Below are 16,215 nucleotides of genomic sequence, written 5' to 3'. Positions count from 1 at the left end.
CCATCGCAAGAATCCACACATCACGATCTTGTGCGTCTTTAAGACGCTACCTACTTTATCTGGTTGACGAGATTTGGAGAAAAGAGGCCGATGCCAGCATTTAACCCCAGGATTTTCACGAACCCCGACCGCCTTAAGCACATTTCACCGGCACGGCTGCACGAATTCCTCAGTCCATGGCAGGCTTATTTTCTGAAACGCGGCCTCAACCTCGCCGCAGCATCAATCGACGAGATGCCGCTGGACGAAATCGCAAGCATTCTGCTGAACCCGGACGCATCGGTTCCTGAGGACATGGTCAACGCCCTCTATTATGTGCACGAGACGGCGACCAACGAAGACATGGAAGAACTGCTGGAGCGGGCAGATGCCGCTGGTATCGCGATCGACTCAGACCATGAGGTGACGACGGCCGATGTGTCAGTTCAGATCTGGCTGTCCCAACCGATGCTCCTGCAGCGCCAGCACGCCGAGACCGTCGCATTCAAGCGGTCGAACTTCATGTACTTCGCTGGCTCGCGGCCGAAGAAGCAGAAGGCGGAACTCCCAACTATTTCGGATGACGTTGCCAAGGCCATGCAAGACCGGATGGACAACTGGTTCGAGGCAAAACGTCGAGGGCGGAACTGCAAGGTCTTTGCCTTTCCTCGGGGCGACAAGGTCTGGCTTCTGGTGCGGCATGGCATGCCCATGCGGCGAGAAGGAAAGCACCAAGACGACGGGGAGACCGGTATCGCCTTTTACCGACCCCAACAGCATGACGTGCTGATCTACGACAGCAAGAATGACGAAATGGGTGTAAACGCGAGCACCAAAGGCGAGCGCGAATTGTATTTGAGCACCTTCGGAGATGCGCTGTTTGGGAATGAAGACTATTTCGACCTTTCCGACCGCTACACGCTCGATCCGCTGCGAGAATTTGGTCCCGAAGCGCTCGTCCACGAAGACATCGACGGTCTCGCTGGTGTCAGACTTGTGGAATTTGGGCGCAGGTGGCCGGGCAAGGTCTCGGAGCTTGAAATCCGCAAGTCGGAAAACCTCTTTAAAGGGTTTGGCGAAAACTGGAAGAAGCGCCTCGACGGGGGACAGCTAACGCACGCGACATTCAAATTTGCCTTCGATGGGACAAAGCGCGAGCGATCCGTGACGATCCGGCCCGCGAACATCGCGAGATATGAGCGCGAGGAGGACGAACAGATTATCGAAGCCTGGCTGCAAGCGCGTGGATTCTGGGCGGTAGGTGGCGAGGCGGATGACGATGACGACTACGATGTTCTGGAAGACGCTGGATGAGCTTGTCGAAGCCGCAACTGACCGCCGTGAATGGCAGTCGCGGCTTGGTGATGAATGGGATCAGCTTTCATCGCTGCTGACGTCCTCTGGGTTACTTGCGACCAGTATTGCTTGCCCTTCACCCGCCGGTGATGGCTGTCCGCGCCGCGTCGTCCGGCACGATGACGGCAGCATTCGCGCCATCTGTGGCGACCGCCCCAAAGCATGCCGGGATTTGAACCTGTCAAGAGATGACGTCCGCGTAATGCGGCTTGATCGTGGAAAGCTGGCGTCGGTTGTTGCCCGAGCTTTCGAACTTGCGAATGTCCCCCGACGCCTTGAACAGGCAGATGTCACAAACATCGGCACACACGATTTGTTCGCAGGACGCAGCGTGCCAGTTTTCCTTTGGGTGCCAGGTCCAAGGCCTTGCGAAGACATCCAGCCGTTCATGAGAATAATGGCGTTGCCGGGCCCGAAGGTGCTGTTTGTCCCAACGGCGCGATCAGTTCCTGAATTGATCGCGGGTCAGCTAGATCGAGCTCACGTCACCACTTTGGCCCTGGAGGACTGTGTGTCTTTGTCCGGACGAAATTTCGAACCAGTTCAGCCGATTGAGACAATATTCGAGGTTGTCCGAGCAGAGCTTCAAAAGCCGTCTGATATAGCGACCTCCAACCTCGCTTGGGTCCTTCCGGCGGACGCAAGCTGGTCTGAGATGACTTTTCGCTTCATCGCAGACGAAGTTGTTAACATCACATTCCGGGGTGAGACCCGGCGCTTCGAGCCCGATCAGCTTGGCATGAAAAGCGCGAAGAACGGCAAACCAAAGGCTGTGTGGACCTATCTAAAGGCATTCGCGCTGGCTGGAGGCCGACTTCCGCTCCATCGTGACGATCCGCGTGAGACATCCAAGCATCAGAAACAGAAGCAATCCTTGTCGAAGTCGCTGCGCGACGCCTTTGGGATCTCCGATGATCCCATCCAAAGTGACGGAGAAGCATACGTCTCGGTTTTTGTAATAAGCGCTGAGGATCTCCAGCAAGGCAAACAGGGGCAGCACCAACGAAATTTCGTCGAGCCGCGCTGAAAAAAATCTGAAAAAAATCGCATCGCAAAACCGCAGAAGGCTCTGGGTCTTCGGCGGTTTTTCTTTGTGTCAAAGCCACTCCCACCGCCGTCCCAGCGAAATTTCGCCGGAGCCGGGTACTCGGGCCGCGTGCCCGTCCACCTGGACGAAGGCGAAAACCATGGAGCAGCTTCAACAGCTTACCAACCCCAACACTCGTATTTCCCGCAATATCCGCTTCCGCGCTGCCCGTCTGGCGCGCTCGGGCGCGGTGCCGGGACTCGACGCAGACGACATAGAGCAGGAACTGCGTCTCGATCTGATCAGGCGGGCACGCCGCTTTGATCCTGCGAAGTCTTCCTTCGATACCTTCGCTGACCGGATCATCACGAACCGGATCGCGACGCTGGCAAGCAGCACGAAGGCCATGCGCGCCGAGCGTGCGATGCAATCGATCCATGCGCCCGCCGGTGACGATGATGGAGGGTTGGACCTTTCCGACATTTTGCCGGAAGCCGCGGCGTTGGACCCTGTCGATGAGTTTTCGCTGAAACACGGCCCGGGCTTGAAAGGGGATGTGGGCAAGCTGCTCGCCGCACTGTGTCCGACAACACGGCAGGTCGCAATCGCGGTCAGCCACCTCAGCATCTCCGAAACGGCGCGCGCACTCGGGCTGCACCGAAGCACGGTTTACGAGCGTATTGGCGTGATCCGCAAGACCGCCATGGAACTGGGACTCGACGGGTATTTCGAAGCCGTCCCGACAGTTGCGGCGGCCCGCCGGTAAGTAACGGCAAGCATCCAATCAAATTCATGCCGGGCCTTCGGGCGAATGCAAAACCCTCAGGGAAACACCCCGACCGCGAGCTCCAAGGCGGCGTCGGGCCCGGCAGTTGTCACCTCGCGACGATCCTTGGGCAAGACGGAAAGGAGCATTGATATGTTCGCCAACCCCCTGAAAAAACTGCGCCAGTCTACCTGGCTGAGCGCCATCCCCGACACGGTCGCGGTGCCCGCTATCGGCGACCGCCCGGCGCGCACGGTCGCCGTTGAGCGTGCCACGATCGACGATATCGCCTTCGCGCTGCTGCCGTTGAACAGGGAGCGTTCTGCGCTCACCCAGACGATCGTTGCGCTCGAAGAGATCGCGTCGATGGCGCGCAAGCAGGGCGCGACTGGCACGGACATTGCCGTCTCGGCCGCAGCACGTGAACTGGAGGCGCGCAAATGAGTGCGCCTTTCCAACCCGCCCCGCTGAAGATCATCACCGCCGACGAACGCCTGAAAGAGGCACGCGGCATCAAGGGCGTCCTCACCGGCATTTCCGGGATCGGAAAGACCAGCCAGCTTTGGACGTTGGATCCTGAACGGACACTGTTTCTGAATCTTGAGGCAGGCGAACTGGCGGTACAGGGCTGGCCCGGAGACGAAATCCGTATCCGGGACTGGGAGCGCGCGCGCGATCTCGCCTGCTGGATTGGCGGTCCCAATCCCGCGATGCGCGAGGACCAGCCCTATAGCCAGGGCGATTATGACCGCGTCAGCGCCGCCTTCGGTGATCCCGCCGTACTGGACAAGTACGACACGGTGTTCGTCGACAGCATTTCGGTCGCCTCCCGCATCTGCATGCAGTGGTGCAAGGGTCAGCCTCAGGCGCAGTCGGATCGCAGCGGCAAGCTCGATTTGCGTGGTGCATACGGTTTGCTCGGTCAGGAAATGATCGGCTGGCTCACGCACCTGCAGCACACGCCGCGCAAGAACATCTGGCTGGTCGGCCTCCTCGACCGGAAGATCGACGACTTCGGCAAACCGTTTTTCGCGATGCAGATCGAAGGCTCGAAGACGGGCCTCGAACTGCCCGGCATTGTCGACGAGGTCATTACGCTCGCCGAGATCCGCCCCCAAGAGGGTGAGCCTTACCGGGCGTTCGTCTGCACCACCATCAACGATTTCGGCTTTCCCGCGAAAGACCGCAGCGGCCGGCTCTCAATGATCGAGCAAGCGCATCTCGGACGCCTCATGGCGAAGATCCGTGATGGCGCGGGGACGACCGCCAATTCCGGCCTCGACTTCGATCTGCCGCAAGCGGCGACCCAGCCGAATTCCCCGACGAAAGGAGCATAAACCAATGGCAGACAACATGGATTTCAACGGTGCCGACAGCCAGGACGCCGCATTCGACCTCATCCCCGCAAACACCTTGGTCAAGGTCGGCCTGACGATCCGCCCAGGGGGTGCCGGCCCAGAGGGCTGGCTCACCCAAAGCCGCTCGAGCGCGGCGCTTTATCTCAACACCGAAGCTGTCGTCCTCGATGGCCAATATGCGCGCCGCCGGATCTACACCCGTATCGGTTTCAAGGGAAAAAGCGTCAACGAACGCGGTGAGGATACCTACGCCAACCGTGGCCGCGCCCTGATCCGAGGCATTCTGGAATCCGCTCGTGGCATCAAGGCCAGCGATCAATCGGAAGCTGCGCGGGCCGCGCGTATGATCCGCAGCCTCGGAGACCTGAGCGGCATCGACTTCGTCGCCAAGATCGGGGTCGAAAAGGACCGCGACAATCCCGAAGACGCAGGGCGCAACGTGATCAAGGCCGCCATTTGCCCAGACAATGGGCAATACCTGACCGTGATGGGCTCCGCGCCGATGCAGACAACCGCAGCGTCTGTGCCGCCAGCCAACTCTGGCGCTGTCGCGGAACAGCCTGGCTCGCCCGTGCCTGCCTCGGGCGGCGCACCTTTCTGGGCACGCTGAGGGAGACCATCATGATCCCTCGTGACTATCAGCGGGCAGCCGTCGACGCTGCCCATGACCGCACGGCCGCGCACGGCAATACCATGCTCGTGCTGCCGACCGGAGCCGGGAAGACGGCCATCGCCGGGTTCTTTGTCGGTGAACAGGCCGAAAGGGACCGCGACGCCAAGATGCTGGTGCTTCAGCACACGGATGAGCTCATCGAGCAAAACCGCTCCGCCATCGGCGGCATCTCCGGGCTGGGCACCTCGGTTGTGAAGGCAGAGCAGGATTGCTGGGATGGCCGTGTCGTCTTCGGCAGTGTGCAGACGCTTGCCCGAGAAAACCGGCGCAAGCCCATGCCGAAACTGAGCCACATCGTGATCGACGAGTGCCACCGTGCAGCCGCCGGAAGCTACCAGGCAATCCTCGATCACGCGCGGGCCATCAGCCCTGGCGTGAAGTTGCTCGGGCTTTCGGCCACCCCGGGGCGCGGTGATGGCCGGTCCTTGCGCAAGACCTTCAGCAATGTCGGATACCATCTGCGCATCGGCACGCTCATTGCGCGCGGCCTGCTTGTCCCGCCCCGGACCTTCACCATCGATCTCGGGATCGACGACGAGCTCTCCGGCATCAACAGCACCGCCGGTGATTTTGACATGCGACAGGCCGACAAGGTCCTCAATCGCTCGGTGCTCAACGAGACCGTGGTTGAGCATTGGAAGGACAAGGCAGCCGATCGGCGCAGCATCTTCTTCTGCTCGACGGTCGATCACGCCGAAGCGGTGGCGGACGCATTTCGTGCGGAAGGGGTCATTGCCGAGCCGATAACCGGCGACATGCCAGCCAAGGCCCGCGCCGATCTCATCGCCCGGTTCGACCGCGGCGAGGTCCAGGTGCTCACGAATTGCATGGTCCTGACCGAGGGTTTCGACAGTCAGCCTGTGGGCTGCATCGGCATCCTGCGCCCCATGCTTCACAAGGGAACGTTCATCCAGGCCGTCGGCCGCGGACTGCGCCGGGTCGACCCCGAGCGTTTCCCCGGCATCGTTAAAACGGATTGCGTGGTACTGGACTTCGCGGGTGCCGCGCTCCGCCACGGCTCGCTTGAGCAGGACATCGCCCTCGATGAGGATGAAACGCCGCCTTGCGAGCAACCCTGGAAGACCTGTCCATCCTGTGACGCGGAACTCCCGCTTGGCGCCTCCGTTTGTGATTTCTGTGGGCATGTCTTCACGCGCGACATTGGCGAAAAGCGACTGCTGACCACGTTCGAGATGACCGAAGTCGATCTTCTGGATCGCTCGCCATTTTCCTGGTGCGATCTCCATGGCGACGGCCAGGCGCTCATGGCCAGCGGTTTTCAGGGGTGGGCCGGTGTTTTCCATGACGGGACGCTGTGGCACGCGCTCGGTCACCCCAAGAGCAACCCGATCCGCACGCTGGCTGTAGGGACGCGTGTGCAAGCGCTTGCTGCGGCCGACGACTTCCTGCGGGCCACGGAAACGTCCAGCGCCTCAGCCAAGAGCAAGCGTTGGCTCAATGACCCGGCCAGTATGCGGCAGATCGAACTGCTGCAACGCGCGGGTTTCGAAGCCAGCGGTATGGATTTCGGGCTCTCGAAATATGCGGCCAACTGCCAGCTCAACTTCCGTTGGAACCGGTCCGCCATCCGAGCCGCCGTCCTGCGCGATCTGAAGCGAAGCGCCGCATGAAACGACCCAACCCCTTGCCACCCGACTATTTGACGCCCGCAGAACGCCGCGCCGAAATGTGCGCGTTGCTGGCTGTCGGGCTGGTTCGATTACGGATGCGTGATCGGGCGGAAGCATCTGACAAAATTGGAGAAAGTAGCCTACACTATCCGGCCGACGAATGGCGTCATGCAACTCCAACTCACCGGAGAAATGCATGACCAAACAAGATCCCATTCCCGCCCGCCTGGCCGCGCTCAAGACCACGTCGACGCCAGACCTGAAGCAACAATGGCGGGACCTATTCGACAGCGAGCCGCCGCCGTTCAATCGTCGCTACCTCGAGAGCCGACTGGCGTACCGTATTCAGGAACTGGCCTATGGCGGCCTGAAGCCGGAGACGGTGAAACGGCTGGAAGCCCTCGGCGAGCAACTCGATGGCGGTGACCGCATGAAGAGCCGCATCCGCGCTGACTTGACGCCCATCGTCGGCACGCGCCTGATCCGGGAATGGCAAGGCGTCGAACACGCCGTCACCGTCACCGTTGATGGTTTCGACTGGCAGGGTCGCCCTTACAAATCGCTGTCGGCCATTGCCCGCGCCATCACCGGAACGCGTTGGAACGGCTGGGTGTTCTTTGGTCTGAAAAACCATCGGAGGGGCGCATGACCAAACCGATTGTCCGGAAACTGCGCTGCGCGATCTACACGCGCAAATCCTCCGAGGAAGGGCTGGAGCAGGAATTCAACAGCCTGCATGCGCAACGCGAGGCCTGCGAGGCCTATATCGCCAGCCAGCGCTCCGAGGGCTGGGTGCTGATCCGCGATCAGTATGACGACGGCGGTATCTCCGGCGGCACGCTGGAACGACCCGGGTTGCAACAGCTGATGGCGGACATCGAGGACGGTCTCGTCGACGTTGTCGTTGTCTACAAGATCGACCGTCTCAGCCGCTCGTTGGCCGATTTTGCCAAGCTGGTCGAGGTGTTCGACCGGAACGGCGTGACCTTCGTTTCCGTCACGCAGTCGTTCAACACCACGACTTCGATGGGGCGGCTGACGCTGAACATCCTGCTCAGCTTCGCCCAATTCGAACGCGAGGTGACCGCCGAGCGCATCCGCGACAAGGTTGCCGCCAGCCGTAAGAAGGGCATGTGGATGGGTGGCGTCCCGCCCTACGGGTATCGCGTTGAAAACAGGAAACTGCTCATCGACGAGGAGCGCGCGGCCCATGTCCGCTGGATCTTCGCCCGCTTCCTCGAGATCGGCTCGGGAACGGAACTGGCCCGAGAGGTCGCCAAACGCGGCATCCGCACTCCGCGTGGCAACCGTATCGACAAGAAGTACCTCTACCGGATGCTGAACAACCGCGCCTACATCGGCGAAGCCGTCCACAAGGGCGACAGCTATCCCGGCGAACATGACGCGATCATCGACCGCGAGACGTGGGATCGCGTCCACGCCATCCTGAAGGAAAGTCCCCGCAAGCGTGCCGCCCGCACACGTGCCGACACACCCGCGCTCCTGAAGGGTGTACTGTTCGGGCCGGACGGCGCGGCGTTCTCACCGACACATACCCGGAAAGGCGACAGGCTTTACCGCTACTATGTCAGCCAGACGGTTTTGAAGCATGGTGCCGGATCGTGTCCCGTGGGCCGTGTCTCGGCTGGTGAGATCGAAACCGCCGTTATTGATCAGCTTCGCGCAGTGTTCCGCCAGCCCGAGATCATTGCGGGGACGTGGAAGGCGGCGCGCACCCACGCCGACGACATCACCGAGGCCGATGCCCGCGCGGCTCTGCAGCAGCTCGACCCGCTGTGGGATGAACTCTTCCCCGCAGAGCAGGCCCGCATCGCGGCGCTGCTGATCGAGCGCGTCGACATTGGCACGGACGGGCTCAATGTCCGTCTCCGCGTCGACGGCCTCCGTGGCCTTGCGCGCGAGATGCTTGCCGGCGGCATTGAGGCGGCGGCATGACCAGCAGGACGCTGATCCCCGACATAATGACGCTGCACGTGCCATTCCGCATAGTTAAGCGTGGTGGGCGGAAGGAGATGCAGCTGCCTGAGGGCACCGCGCAACCGCGGCGGACAGACAACACGCTGGTCAAGGCGCTTGCCCGTGCGTTCCGTTGGAAGAGGTTGCTGGAGTCGGGCGAGTTCGCAACCATCGCCGAACTATCCGAGCGCGAGGGGATCGCTCCCTCCTACATGACGCGCGTCCTGCGACTTACGCTGCTCCCGCCCGACATCGTAGAGGCGATCTTGGACGGGAAGCAGGGGCTGGAGGTGACACTGGCGCGCGCGCTCGAGCCGTTTCCTATGGCGTGGGAGGAGCAGCGCCAGCACTTCCAGACAGTTACTGACCATTGAACTCCATCCAAAAAGTCCGCGCGAGGGGTTGATTGGCTATATGCGTATAGTTTATATACCCATCATCAAACGATTCTGGTGGACGATCTCGCTCCACCTGCTCAACGAGGACGTGATATGCGCTGGGGTGTCGAAAAACGATTGGAGTTCATTGAATTCCGCCTCTTTTGGGAGGGCGGCATCAATCGTGCCGATATCGTAGACCAGTTCGGCGTATCCGTGCCCCAAGCCTCCAAGGACCTGACACTCTACGAGGATAAGGCGCCGGGAAACCTGATCTACGACAAGAGCGCCAAGCGTTACAAAGCGGCAGACGATTTCAAGCCAGTATTCATGCAGCCCAATGCATCCGCGTACCTCGCTCATCTGCGCGAGACTAACGGAGGAGCGTCTGGTGTGACCGACGCCTGGCTTGCATCGGCGCCGGAGCATGATGCCCTGCCTATTCCGAACCGGCGCGTGGAGCCCGAAGTCCTTCGCGATGTACTCAAAACCGCAAGAGAAGGGCATTCCATCGAGGTCTTCTACCAGTCCATGAGCGCCAAGAAGCCCACCCCTGAGTGGAGGCGGATTTCTCCCCACGCCCTCGGCAATGACGGACTGCGGTGGCATGTTCGTGCCTTCTGTCACATCGACCACAAGTTCAAAGACTTCATCCTCTCGCGATGCGTGAAGACCCGAAAGCATGCGCTATCTGGCGCGTCTGCGAATGACGACAAGCTTTGGCATGATCGCTTCGCGGTGGCGCTCGCACCGAATCCAGCCCTGAGCGAGAGCCAGCGGTCGATAATCGAGCAAGACTATGAAATGACGAACGGGCGCTCCGAAGTCATGGTACGGAAGGCGCTGCTCTACTACTTCTTGAAGCGTCTCCGTCTGGATGTCGCAGACAAGCTGGACAACCCCCACGAGGTCCCGGTCGTGGTCGCCAACCGAGCTGCCTTTGACGCCGCTCTTGCGGAGGCGATGGCATGAAATCGCTCAACTTCGAATTACTACGTCAGGGCTGGCCTGAACTTGCTGGTCTTGGCGCGTTTGCAGAGTCGTATGCTCACGCTGACCCAGCAAGCGCACTCGTCAAGCTTCGCCTTTTCGCGGAGAACCTGACAAAGGATATCTATCGCGAGCTCCGACTGCCAAAGCCGGACCTGCCCACGTTTGTTGATCTCTTGAAGAACGACGCCTTTATCGCGATCACGCCAAAGGTTGTACTCGACAAACTTCATGCGTTGCGGATGCACGGCAATAAAGCCGCGCATGGCGAGCCCGTAAGGAGCCAACACGCGCTATGGCTGCTCAAAGAGGCACACGATCTGGCCCGCTGGATGTGTGTCAGATACGGGCAAGCGAAAGCAGACCAGCTTCCGGCCTTCCAGCAACCGGCTATTCCGGGCCAGGTAGAGGAACGGGAACGGCGACAAGTCCTCGAAAAACTCGCGGCTCAGGAAGCGCAGATGGATGCGTTGCTTTCGGAGCTCGAAGAAGAGCGCTCGAAAGCAACTGCGGCCCAGAAAGAAGCGTCTGAACTCAAACAGCTGGCGAACTCGGCACAGGCAGCGGCCGATGAGCTTCAGTTCAGCGAAGCAGAGACCCGAGTGCGCCTTATCGACAGCATGTTGGCGAGCGTCGGCTGGGATGTCGCTGAGGGCGTCAAGAACACGATACAGGTCGGCAAGGAAGTTGAGGTTGACGGCCAACCCACGACCACAGGCACTGGTTACGCCGACTACGTGCTTTGGGATGACAATGGGAACCCGCTTGCCGTTATCGAGGCGAAAAAGACCTCTGTCGATGCGGAACTCGGTCGTCACCAGGCGAAGCTTTATGCAGATAGCCTCCACAAGAGGTTTGGTCACCGCCCGGTCATCTTCTACACAAATGGCTTCGACATCTGGATTTGGGACGATGCCCAGGACTTCCCACCACGGAAGCTCTACGGCTTCTACTCGAAAGACAGCCTTCAGCATCTGGCCAACTATCAACGCCATCAAAAGAAGCCCCTCGACACAGTCGAGATCAGCGAACAGATCGTTGATCGCCTGTATCAGCTCGAAGCGATCAAGCGGGTTTCGGAGCGGTTCTCCCAGAAGCACCGTCGGGCACTGGTGGTGCAAGCTACGGGTACAGGCAAAACACGCGTGGCGATCGCTCTAACTGACCTTCTGATAAGGGCTGGTTGGGTCAAGCGGGTCTTGTTCCTCTGTGACAGGAAGGAACTTCGAAAGCAGGCTAAGAACGCCTTCAACGATTTCCTTTCCGAGCCCACCCGGATCATCACTTCGCGCGTCAAGACGAATGCCAATGAGCGCGTCTTCCTCGCGACCTATCCCGCGATGCAAAAGGTCTTTCAGTCGTTCGACCCCGGCTTCTTCGACCTCATCATCGCTGATGAGTCCCATCGGAGCATCTACAACGTCTACGGAGACATCTTTCACTATTTCGATTGTCATCAAGTCGGGCTGACCGCGACCCCGGTCGACTTCGTCACTCGCAACACCTTCCGTCTCTTTGGATGCGAGGGACAGCTTCCGACGTCGAATTATGACCTCGAACAGGCGGTTCAGGCAGGCTACCTGACCCCCTTCGAGGTCTATGAGCACACGACCCAGTTTCTCCGCGACGGCATCACCCTCGACGGCCTTTCTCCTCAGCAGATTCAGGAACTGGAAGACCAGGGAGAGGACCCGGCGCAGTATGACTTCTCTTCGGAGCAGATCGACAAGGTCATCTACAATAAGGATACAAACCGCAAGATCCTGAGAAACCTTATGGAAAACGGGATCAAGGATGCAACGGGACAGATTCTCGGAAAGACCATCGTATTCGCGCGCAACCACCAACATGCGATGCTGATGCGCCAGATTTTCGACGAAATGTATCCGCAGTACGCCGGCAAGTTTTGCCAGGTGATCGACAACTATGACCCCCGAGCCGAGCAACTGATCGACGACTTCAAGGGCGAAGGCACCAACAACGATCTGACCATCGCGATCTCGGTCGACATGCTCGACACCGGGATCGACATACCCGAAATCGTGAACCTTGTTTTCGCTAGGCCAGTCAAATCGCCTGTAAAGTTCTGGCAAATGATCGGCCGCGGTACGCGTCTCTGTCCAGACCTCTTCGGACCAGGCCAAAACAAGAGCGTGTTTCGCATCTTCGACCATTGGGGCAACTTTGCCCGCTTCGAGATGGGCTATCGACCCGCCGAACCCACGCAGAGCAAGCCGCTTGCCCAGCTGGTCTTCGAGGAGCGGCTGAACGTTGCCGATGTCGCCCTTCAGAAGAGCGAGATCGCGGCGTTCGACACCGCCATCGGACTTGTCGGGCAAGACATTAACGCCCTTCCTGAGGAGTCGATCGCGGTTCGAGAGAAATGGAAGGAGAAGCGCGCGCTATCACGCCCCGAGGTCTTGAAGGCATTCGCCCCGGCGACCGTCGCCAGACTACGCCAGGAAATCGCACCGCTGATGCAGTGGCGGAACATCCGTGGCTTCGGCGACGCTCTTTCGCTCGATCTTCTCATTGCTCGCATGCAGATCGCGGTGCTGCGTAGTTCAGGTGAGATTGCCGACCTGAAAATCGAGCTTCTTGACCGACTTTCATCCCTCCAGATGCACCTGAACCCGGTCCGCGAGAAGGCGGAAATCATCAAGCGCGTGAAGTCGGATGCGTTCTGGAAGGATGTAACTGTCGCTGACCTCGAGGACGCGCGTCTCCAGCTTCGAGAGATCATGCATCACCGGGCGAAGGGTGGCTCGCAGGGCGTTCCTCCAAAAGTGGTCGATATCACCGAGGATGCCAGTCAGATGCATCTGGCACGTCGGTCTGCGACCCTGAAATCCGTCGACATGAAGGCCTATCAGCAGATCGTTGAGGCGGAGCTCAAGAAGCACTTCGAGACCAATCCGGTCTTGAAGAAGGTCCGTGCCGGTGAAGCCGTGTCCGACCGAGAAATCGACTCGCTTGTGTCCCTCATACTCACCCAGCATCCGGATGTGCGCCGAGAGCACCTTGAGGAGTTCTTTAGCGAGACCGCCGGTCCGCTATATCTCGCCATCCGCATGATCGTTGGGATGGACTCCGATGCGGTGCGGGAAAAATTCACCGCCTTCGTCCAGAAGCATCCTAAGCTCAGCGCGAAGCAGACACGCTTCCTCGCACTGCTGCAGAACCACATCGCGCGGTACGGCACGATTGAGGTCGAGCGACTCTACGACGACCCTTTCACTGTGGTCGATGCCGACGGTCCGGACGGCGTGTTCCATGACGAGGCAGACATTGCCGATCTTATCAACATTGTGCGCTCTTTTGGCCCCGACGTCGAAGAGCGCCAAGACGAAAACCCGAATGAGAGGAAACAACAATGATCACGGGTGACCTCAAACGGCGCGTCGACGCGCTTTGGACGGAATTCTGGCAGGGCGGGATCACGAACCCGCTGACGGTGATCGAGCAGATCACGTTCCTTATGTACGCGCGCCTCCTCGACATCAATGAGGCGCGGGACGAGAACCGCCAGAAGCGGAGCGGCAAGCCGTTCACGCGCCGCTTCAAGGAAGACGAACAGCACCTGCGCTGGTCGCAGTTCCGGCACCTGGGCTCCGACCAGATGCTGCCACTCGTGCGCGACCAGGTCTTCCCGCATTTCCGCAGCACGGTCGCCAGCGGCACGGCCTTTGCCGAGTTCATGAAGGACGCGCAGTTGATGATCCAGAAGCCGGGGCTTCTGGTGAAGGCAGTCAACATGATCCACGAATTGCCGCTGACCGAGGGTGACACCAAGGGCGACCTCTACGAGTATTTGCTCAGCAAGCTCACGACAGCTGGCATCAACGGCCAGTTCCGAACGCCACGCCATATCATCCGGCTGATGGTCGATCTGCTTGAACCGAAGCCGACAGATGTTGTCGGCGACCCGTCCTGCGGCACAGGCGGCTTCCTTGTCAGCGTCATGGAATACCTGCTCGAAACCTATACCTCGCCTGAGGCGGTGATTGAGGAGACTGATCCGGACAACGGGAATGTCGAGAAGATCTATATCGGCGACAAGCTCAGCGACGAGGACCGCGCGCATATCCGCAGCAACATGTTCCATGGCTTCGACTTCGACGCGACCATGCTGCGAATCGCGGCGATGAACCTGATGCTGCACGGGGTGGATGATCCAGATATCCACTACCAAGACACGCTCAGTACCGGCTTCACGGACAAGTATCCGAGCCAGGCGACCGAGGGTTTCGACGTGATCCTTGCAAATCCCCCCTTTAAGGGCAGCCTCGATTTCGAGGACGTGCATTCGGGCCTCCTGCGCCAGGTCAAGACGAAGAAGACCGAGCTGCTCTTCCTCGCGCTAATCCTGCGCATGCTGAACACCGGCGGACGGTCGGCGACCATCGTGCCCGATGGCGTTCTATTCGGCTCCTCCGGCGCGCATCGTCAGCTGCGTCAGCTTTTGGTCGACAACAACCAGCTGGAAGCAGTGATCTCGCTGCCCAGCGGTGTGTTCAGGCCCTATGCGGGCGTGTCCACCGGGATCCTAGTCTTCACCAAAGGCGGGCGCACCGACAACGTCTTCTTTTACGACGTTGAGGCCGATGGTCTCTCGCTCGACGACAAGCGGGATCCAGTGGATGAGAACGATCTGCCCGATTGCCTTTCCCGCTGGCGTTCTCGAGATCCAGCAGAGGACACAGACCGTCTATCCAAGGCATTCTTCGTTTCAGCCGCCGAGATCAAAGATGCTGGATATGACCTCTCTCTCAGCCGGTACAAGGAGCACGTCTACGAGGAGGAGGACTATGACCCGCCCCATAAAATCCTCGGCCGGATGAGATCGCTCAATGATGAAATCGCAGATGATCTTGCCGCGCTAGAGGAGATGGTCGGATGACCACCACTGTCCCACTAGGAGAACTCGTCGAAATCCGAGGGGGTGGTACGCCTAGCCGATCGGTTTCAAACTATTGGGGTGGATCTATCCCTTGGGCCACTGTCAAAGATTTTAAATCCACCATTCTTGAGAACACAGAGGAGAGAATAACACCAGAAGGAGTTGCCAATTCCGCAACAAACGTCGTGCCGGCGGGATCAGTTATCGTGCCTACGCGGATGGCCGTCGGAAAGGCCGCAATCAACTCGATTGATCTGGCCATAAATCAAGACCTGAAAGCCATTCTGCCAAAGGGTGCTGTCGATAGACAGTTCCTTCTCCACTTCATGCTCTCGAAGGCTAAGTTTCTTGAGGGGCGTGCACAAGGAGCCACAGTTAAAGGCATTAAGCTGGACCTGCTGCGTTCGCTTGAGTTTCCCCAATTGAGAATTGATGAGCAGAGGCGCATTGCTTCCATTCTAGACAAGGCCAGTAGTCTCCGGAGCAAACGACAGCGCTTAATCGAAGAGACCAGAGGCTTCGCCAGCTCTGCATATCTACACACAGTTGGACATCTCAATCCCAGCCATGGCGACTGGGAGCCGCTCACGATTGAGGCGCTCGCTGAAAATCGGAAGGGCGCGATCCGGTCGGGACCGTTTGGCAGTGCGCTTCGCCACGGCGAGTTCGTTGATAAGGGCATTGCGGTCCTCGGTATCGACAACGCGGTTCAGAACAAATTCGCGTGGTCCGAACGACGCTTCATCACGCCGTCCAAGTATGCGGAACTGCGCCGCTACACGGTTTTCCCGGGCGATGTGATCGTCACCATCATGGGCACAACCGGTCGCTCCGCGGTGGTACCCGACGACATCCCGGAAGCCATCACGACCAAGCACCTCGCCACGATCACCTGCAACAAGGAACTGATCCATCCGGAAGTGCTCTCCTTCGCGATCCATTCCGATCCACTGATCATTCGTCAGATCAAATCCTTCAACAAGGGCGCGATCATGGACGGACTAAATCTCGGAATAATCCGAAAACTGGAGATCAATTTGCCCCCAATGGCCGAGCAACTCAGATTCGTCTCCATGCTTCAAAAAGCGAGGGTAATCGAAGGCAAATCTCAGACGCCGGATGGCTCAGGGGAAGACCTTTTCCAGTGCTTGTCACAACGTGCCTTCCGCGGCGAACTCTGA

Annotated in this window: 14 protein-coding genes; all 14 read left to right on the top strand. The window is 59.4% G+C overall.

Features of this window, described 5'->3' with window-relative positions:
• Positions 1–90 precede the first annotated feature (90 nt).
• The 14 genes from Q1A44_RS16955 (at position 91) to Q1A44_RS16890 (ending at position 16,215) form a co-directional block, all read left to right on the top strand.
• Entirely contained in the window at positions 91–1,293 is a 1,203-nt protein-coding gene (locus Q1A44_RS16955) for a hypothetical protein (RefSeq protein WP_299627635.1), read from the top strand.
• Complete coding sequence (locus Q1A44_RS16950) at positions 1,259–2,362, top strand: hypothetical protein (protein ID WP_299627634.1); 1,104 nt, start codon at positions 1,259–1,261, stop codon at positions 2,360–2,362. The genes Q1A44_RS16955 and Q1A44_RS16950 overlap by 35 nt, the downstream gene beginning before the upstream one ends.
• A gap of 160 nt (positions 2,363–2,522) precedes the next feature.
• Positions 2,523–3,128, top strand: a complete 606-nt coding sequence (locus Q1A44_RS16945; protein ID WP_299627632.1) for a sigma-70 family RNA polymerase sigma factor — start codon at positions 2,523–2,525, stop codon at positions 3,126–3,128.
• A gap of 153 nt (positions 3,129–3,281) precedes the next feature.
• Positions 3,282–3,572 carry a hypothetical protein gene (locus Q1A44_RS16940; RefSeq protein ID WP_299627630.1) on the top strand — a complete coding sequence of 97 codons (291 nt, stop codon included), beginning with the start codon at positions 3,282–3,284 and terminating at the stop codon, positions 3,570–3,572.
• The gene (locus Q1A44_RS16935) at positions 3,569–4,465 is read left to right on the top strand and encodes an ATP-binding protein (protein ID WP_299627628.1); all 897 of its coding nucleotides are present in this window, start codon (positions 3,569–3,571) and stop codon (positions 4,463–4,465) included. The genes Q1A44_RS16940 and Q1A44_RS16935 overlap by 4 nt, the downstream gene beginning before the upstream one ends.
• A gap of 4 nt (positions 4,466–4,469) precedes the next feature.
• Positions 4,470–5,096 carry a hypothetical protein gene (locus tag Q1A44_RS16930; protein WP_299627626.1) on the top strand — a complete coding sequence of 209 codons (627 nt, stop codon included), beginning with the start codon at positions 4,470–4,472 and terminating at the stop codon, positions 5,094–5,096.
• An 11-nt stretch (positions 5,097–5,107) separates the two neighbouring features.
• A complete protein-coding gene (locus Q1A44_RS16925) occupies positions 5,108–6,790 on the top strand; it encodes a DEAD/DEAH box helicase (protein ID WP_299627624.1) in 1,683 nt (560 codons plus the stop codon).
• A gap of 196 nt (positions 6,791–6,986) precedes the next feature.
• Positions 6,987–7,439 carry a DUF2924 domain-containing protein gene (locus Q1A44_RS16920; RefSeq protein ID WP_299627622.1) on the top strand — a complete coding sequence of 151 codons (453 nt, stop codon included), beginning with the start codon at positions 6,987–6,989 and terminating at the stop codon, positions 7,437–7,439.
• Complete coding sequence (locus Q1A44_RS16915) at positions 7,436–8,746, top strand: recombinase family protein (protein ID WP_299627620.1); 1,311 nt, start codon at positions 7,436–7,438, stop codon at positions 8,744–8,746. The genes Q1A44_RS16920 and Q1A44_RS16915 overlap by 4 nt, the downstream gene beginning before the upstream one ends.
• A complete protein-coding gene (locus Q1A44_RS16910; protein ID WP_299627618.1) occupies positions 8,743–9,141 on the top strand; it encodes a hypothetical protein in 399 nt (132 codons plus the stop codon). Before Q1A44_RS16915 ends, Q1A44_RS16910 begins: the two co-directional genes overlap by 4 nt.
• A 117-nt stretch (positions 9,142–9,258) precedes the next feature.
• Positions 9,259–10,116 (top strand): WYL domain-containing protein, encoded by an 858-nt coding sequence (locus tag Q1A44_RS16905; protein WP_299627616.1) that lies wholly within the window; start codon positions 9,259–9,261, stop codon positions 10,114–10,116.
• On the top strand, positions 10,113–13,511 hold the full coding sequence (locus tag Q1A44_RS16900; protein WP_299627614.1) for a DEAD/DEAH box helicase family protein: 3,399 nt from the start codon (positions 10,113–10,115) through the stop codon (positions 13,509–13,511). Before Q1A44_RS16905 ends, Q1A44_RS16900 begins: the two co-directional genes overlap by 4 nt.
• Positions 13,508–15,034, top strand: coding sequence for a class I SAM-dependent DNA methyltransferase (locus tag Q1A44_RS16895; RefSeq protein ID WP_299627612.1), 1,527 nt, complete (start codon positions 13,508–13,510; stop codon positions 15,032–15,034). Before Q1A44_RS16900 ends, Q1A44_RS16895 begins: the two co-directional genes overlap by 4 nt.
• A complete protein-coding gene (locus tag Q1A44_RS16890; protein WP_299627610.1) occupies positions 15,031–16,215 on the top strand; it encodes a restriction endonuclease subunit S in 1,185 nt (394 codons plus the stop codon). Before Q1A44_RS16895 ends, Q1A44_RS16890 begins: the two co-directional genes overlap by 4 nt.

Source organism: uncultured Tateyamaria sp. (assembly GCF_947503705.1).
Taxonomy (GTDB): Bacteria; Pseudomonadota; Alphaproteobacteria; order Rhodobacterales; family Rhodobacteraceae; genus Tateyamaria.
The sequence above is the reverse complement of the archived record's forward strand: the minus strand, read 5'-3'. Positions and strand labels throughout refer to the sequence as shown.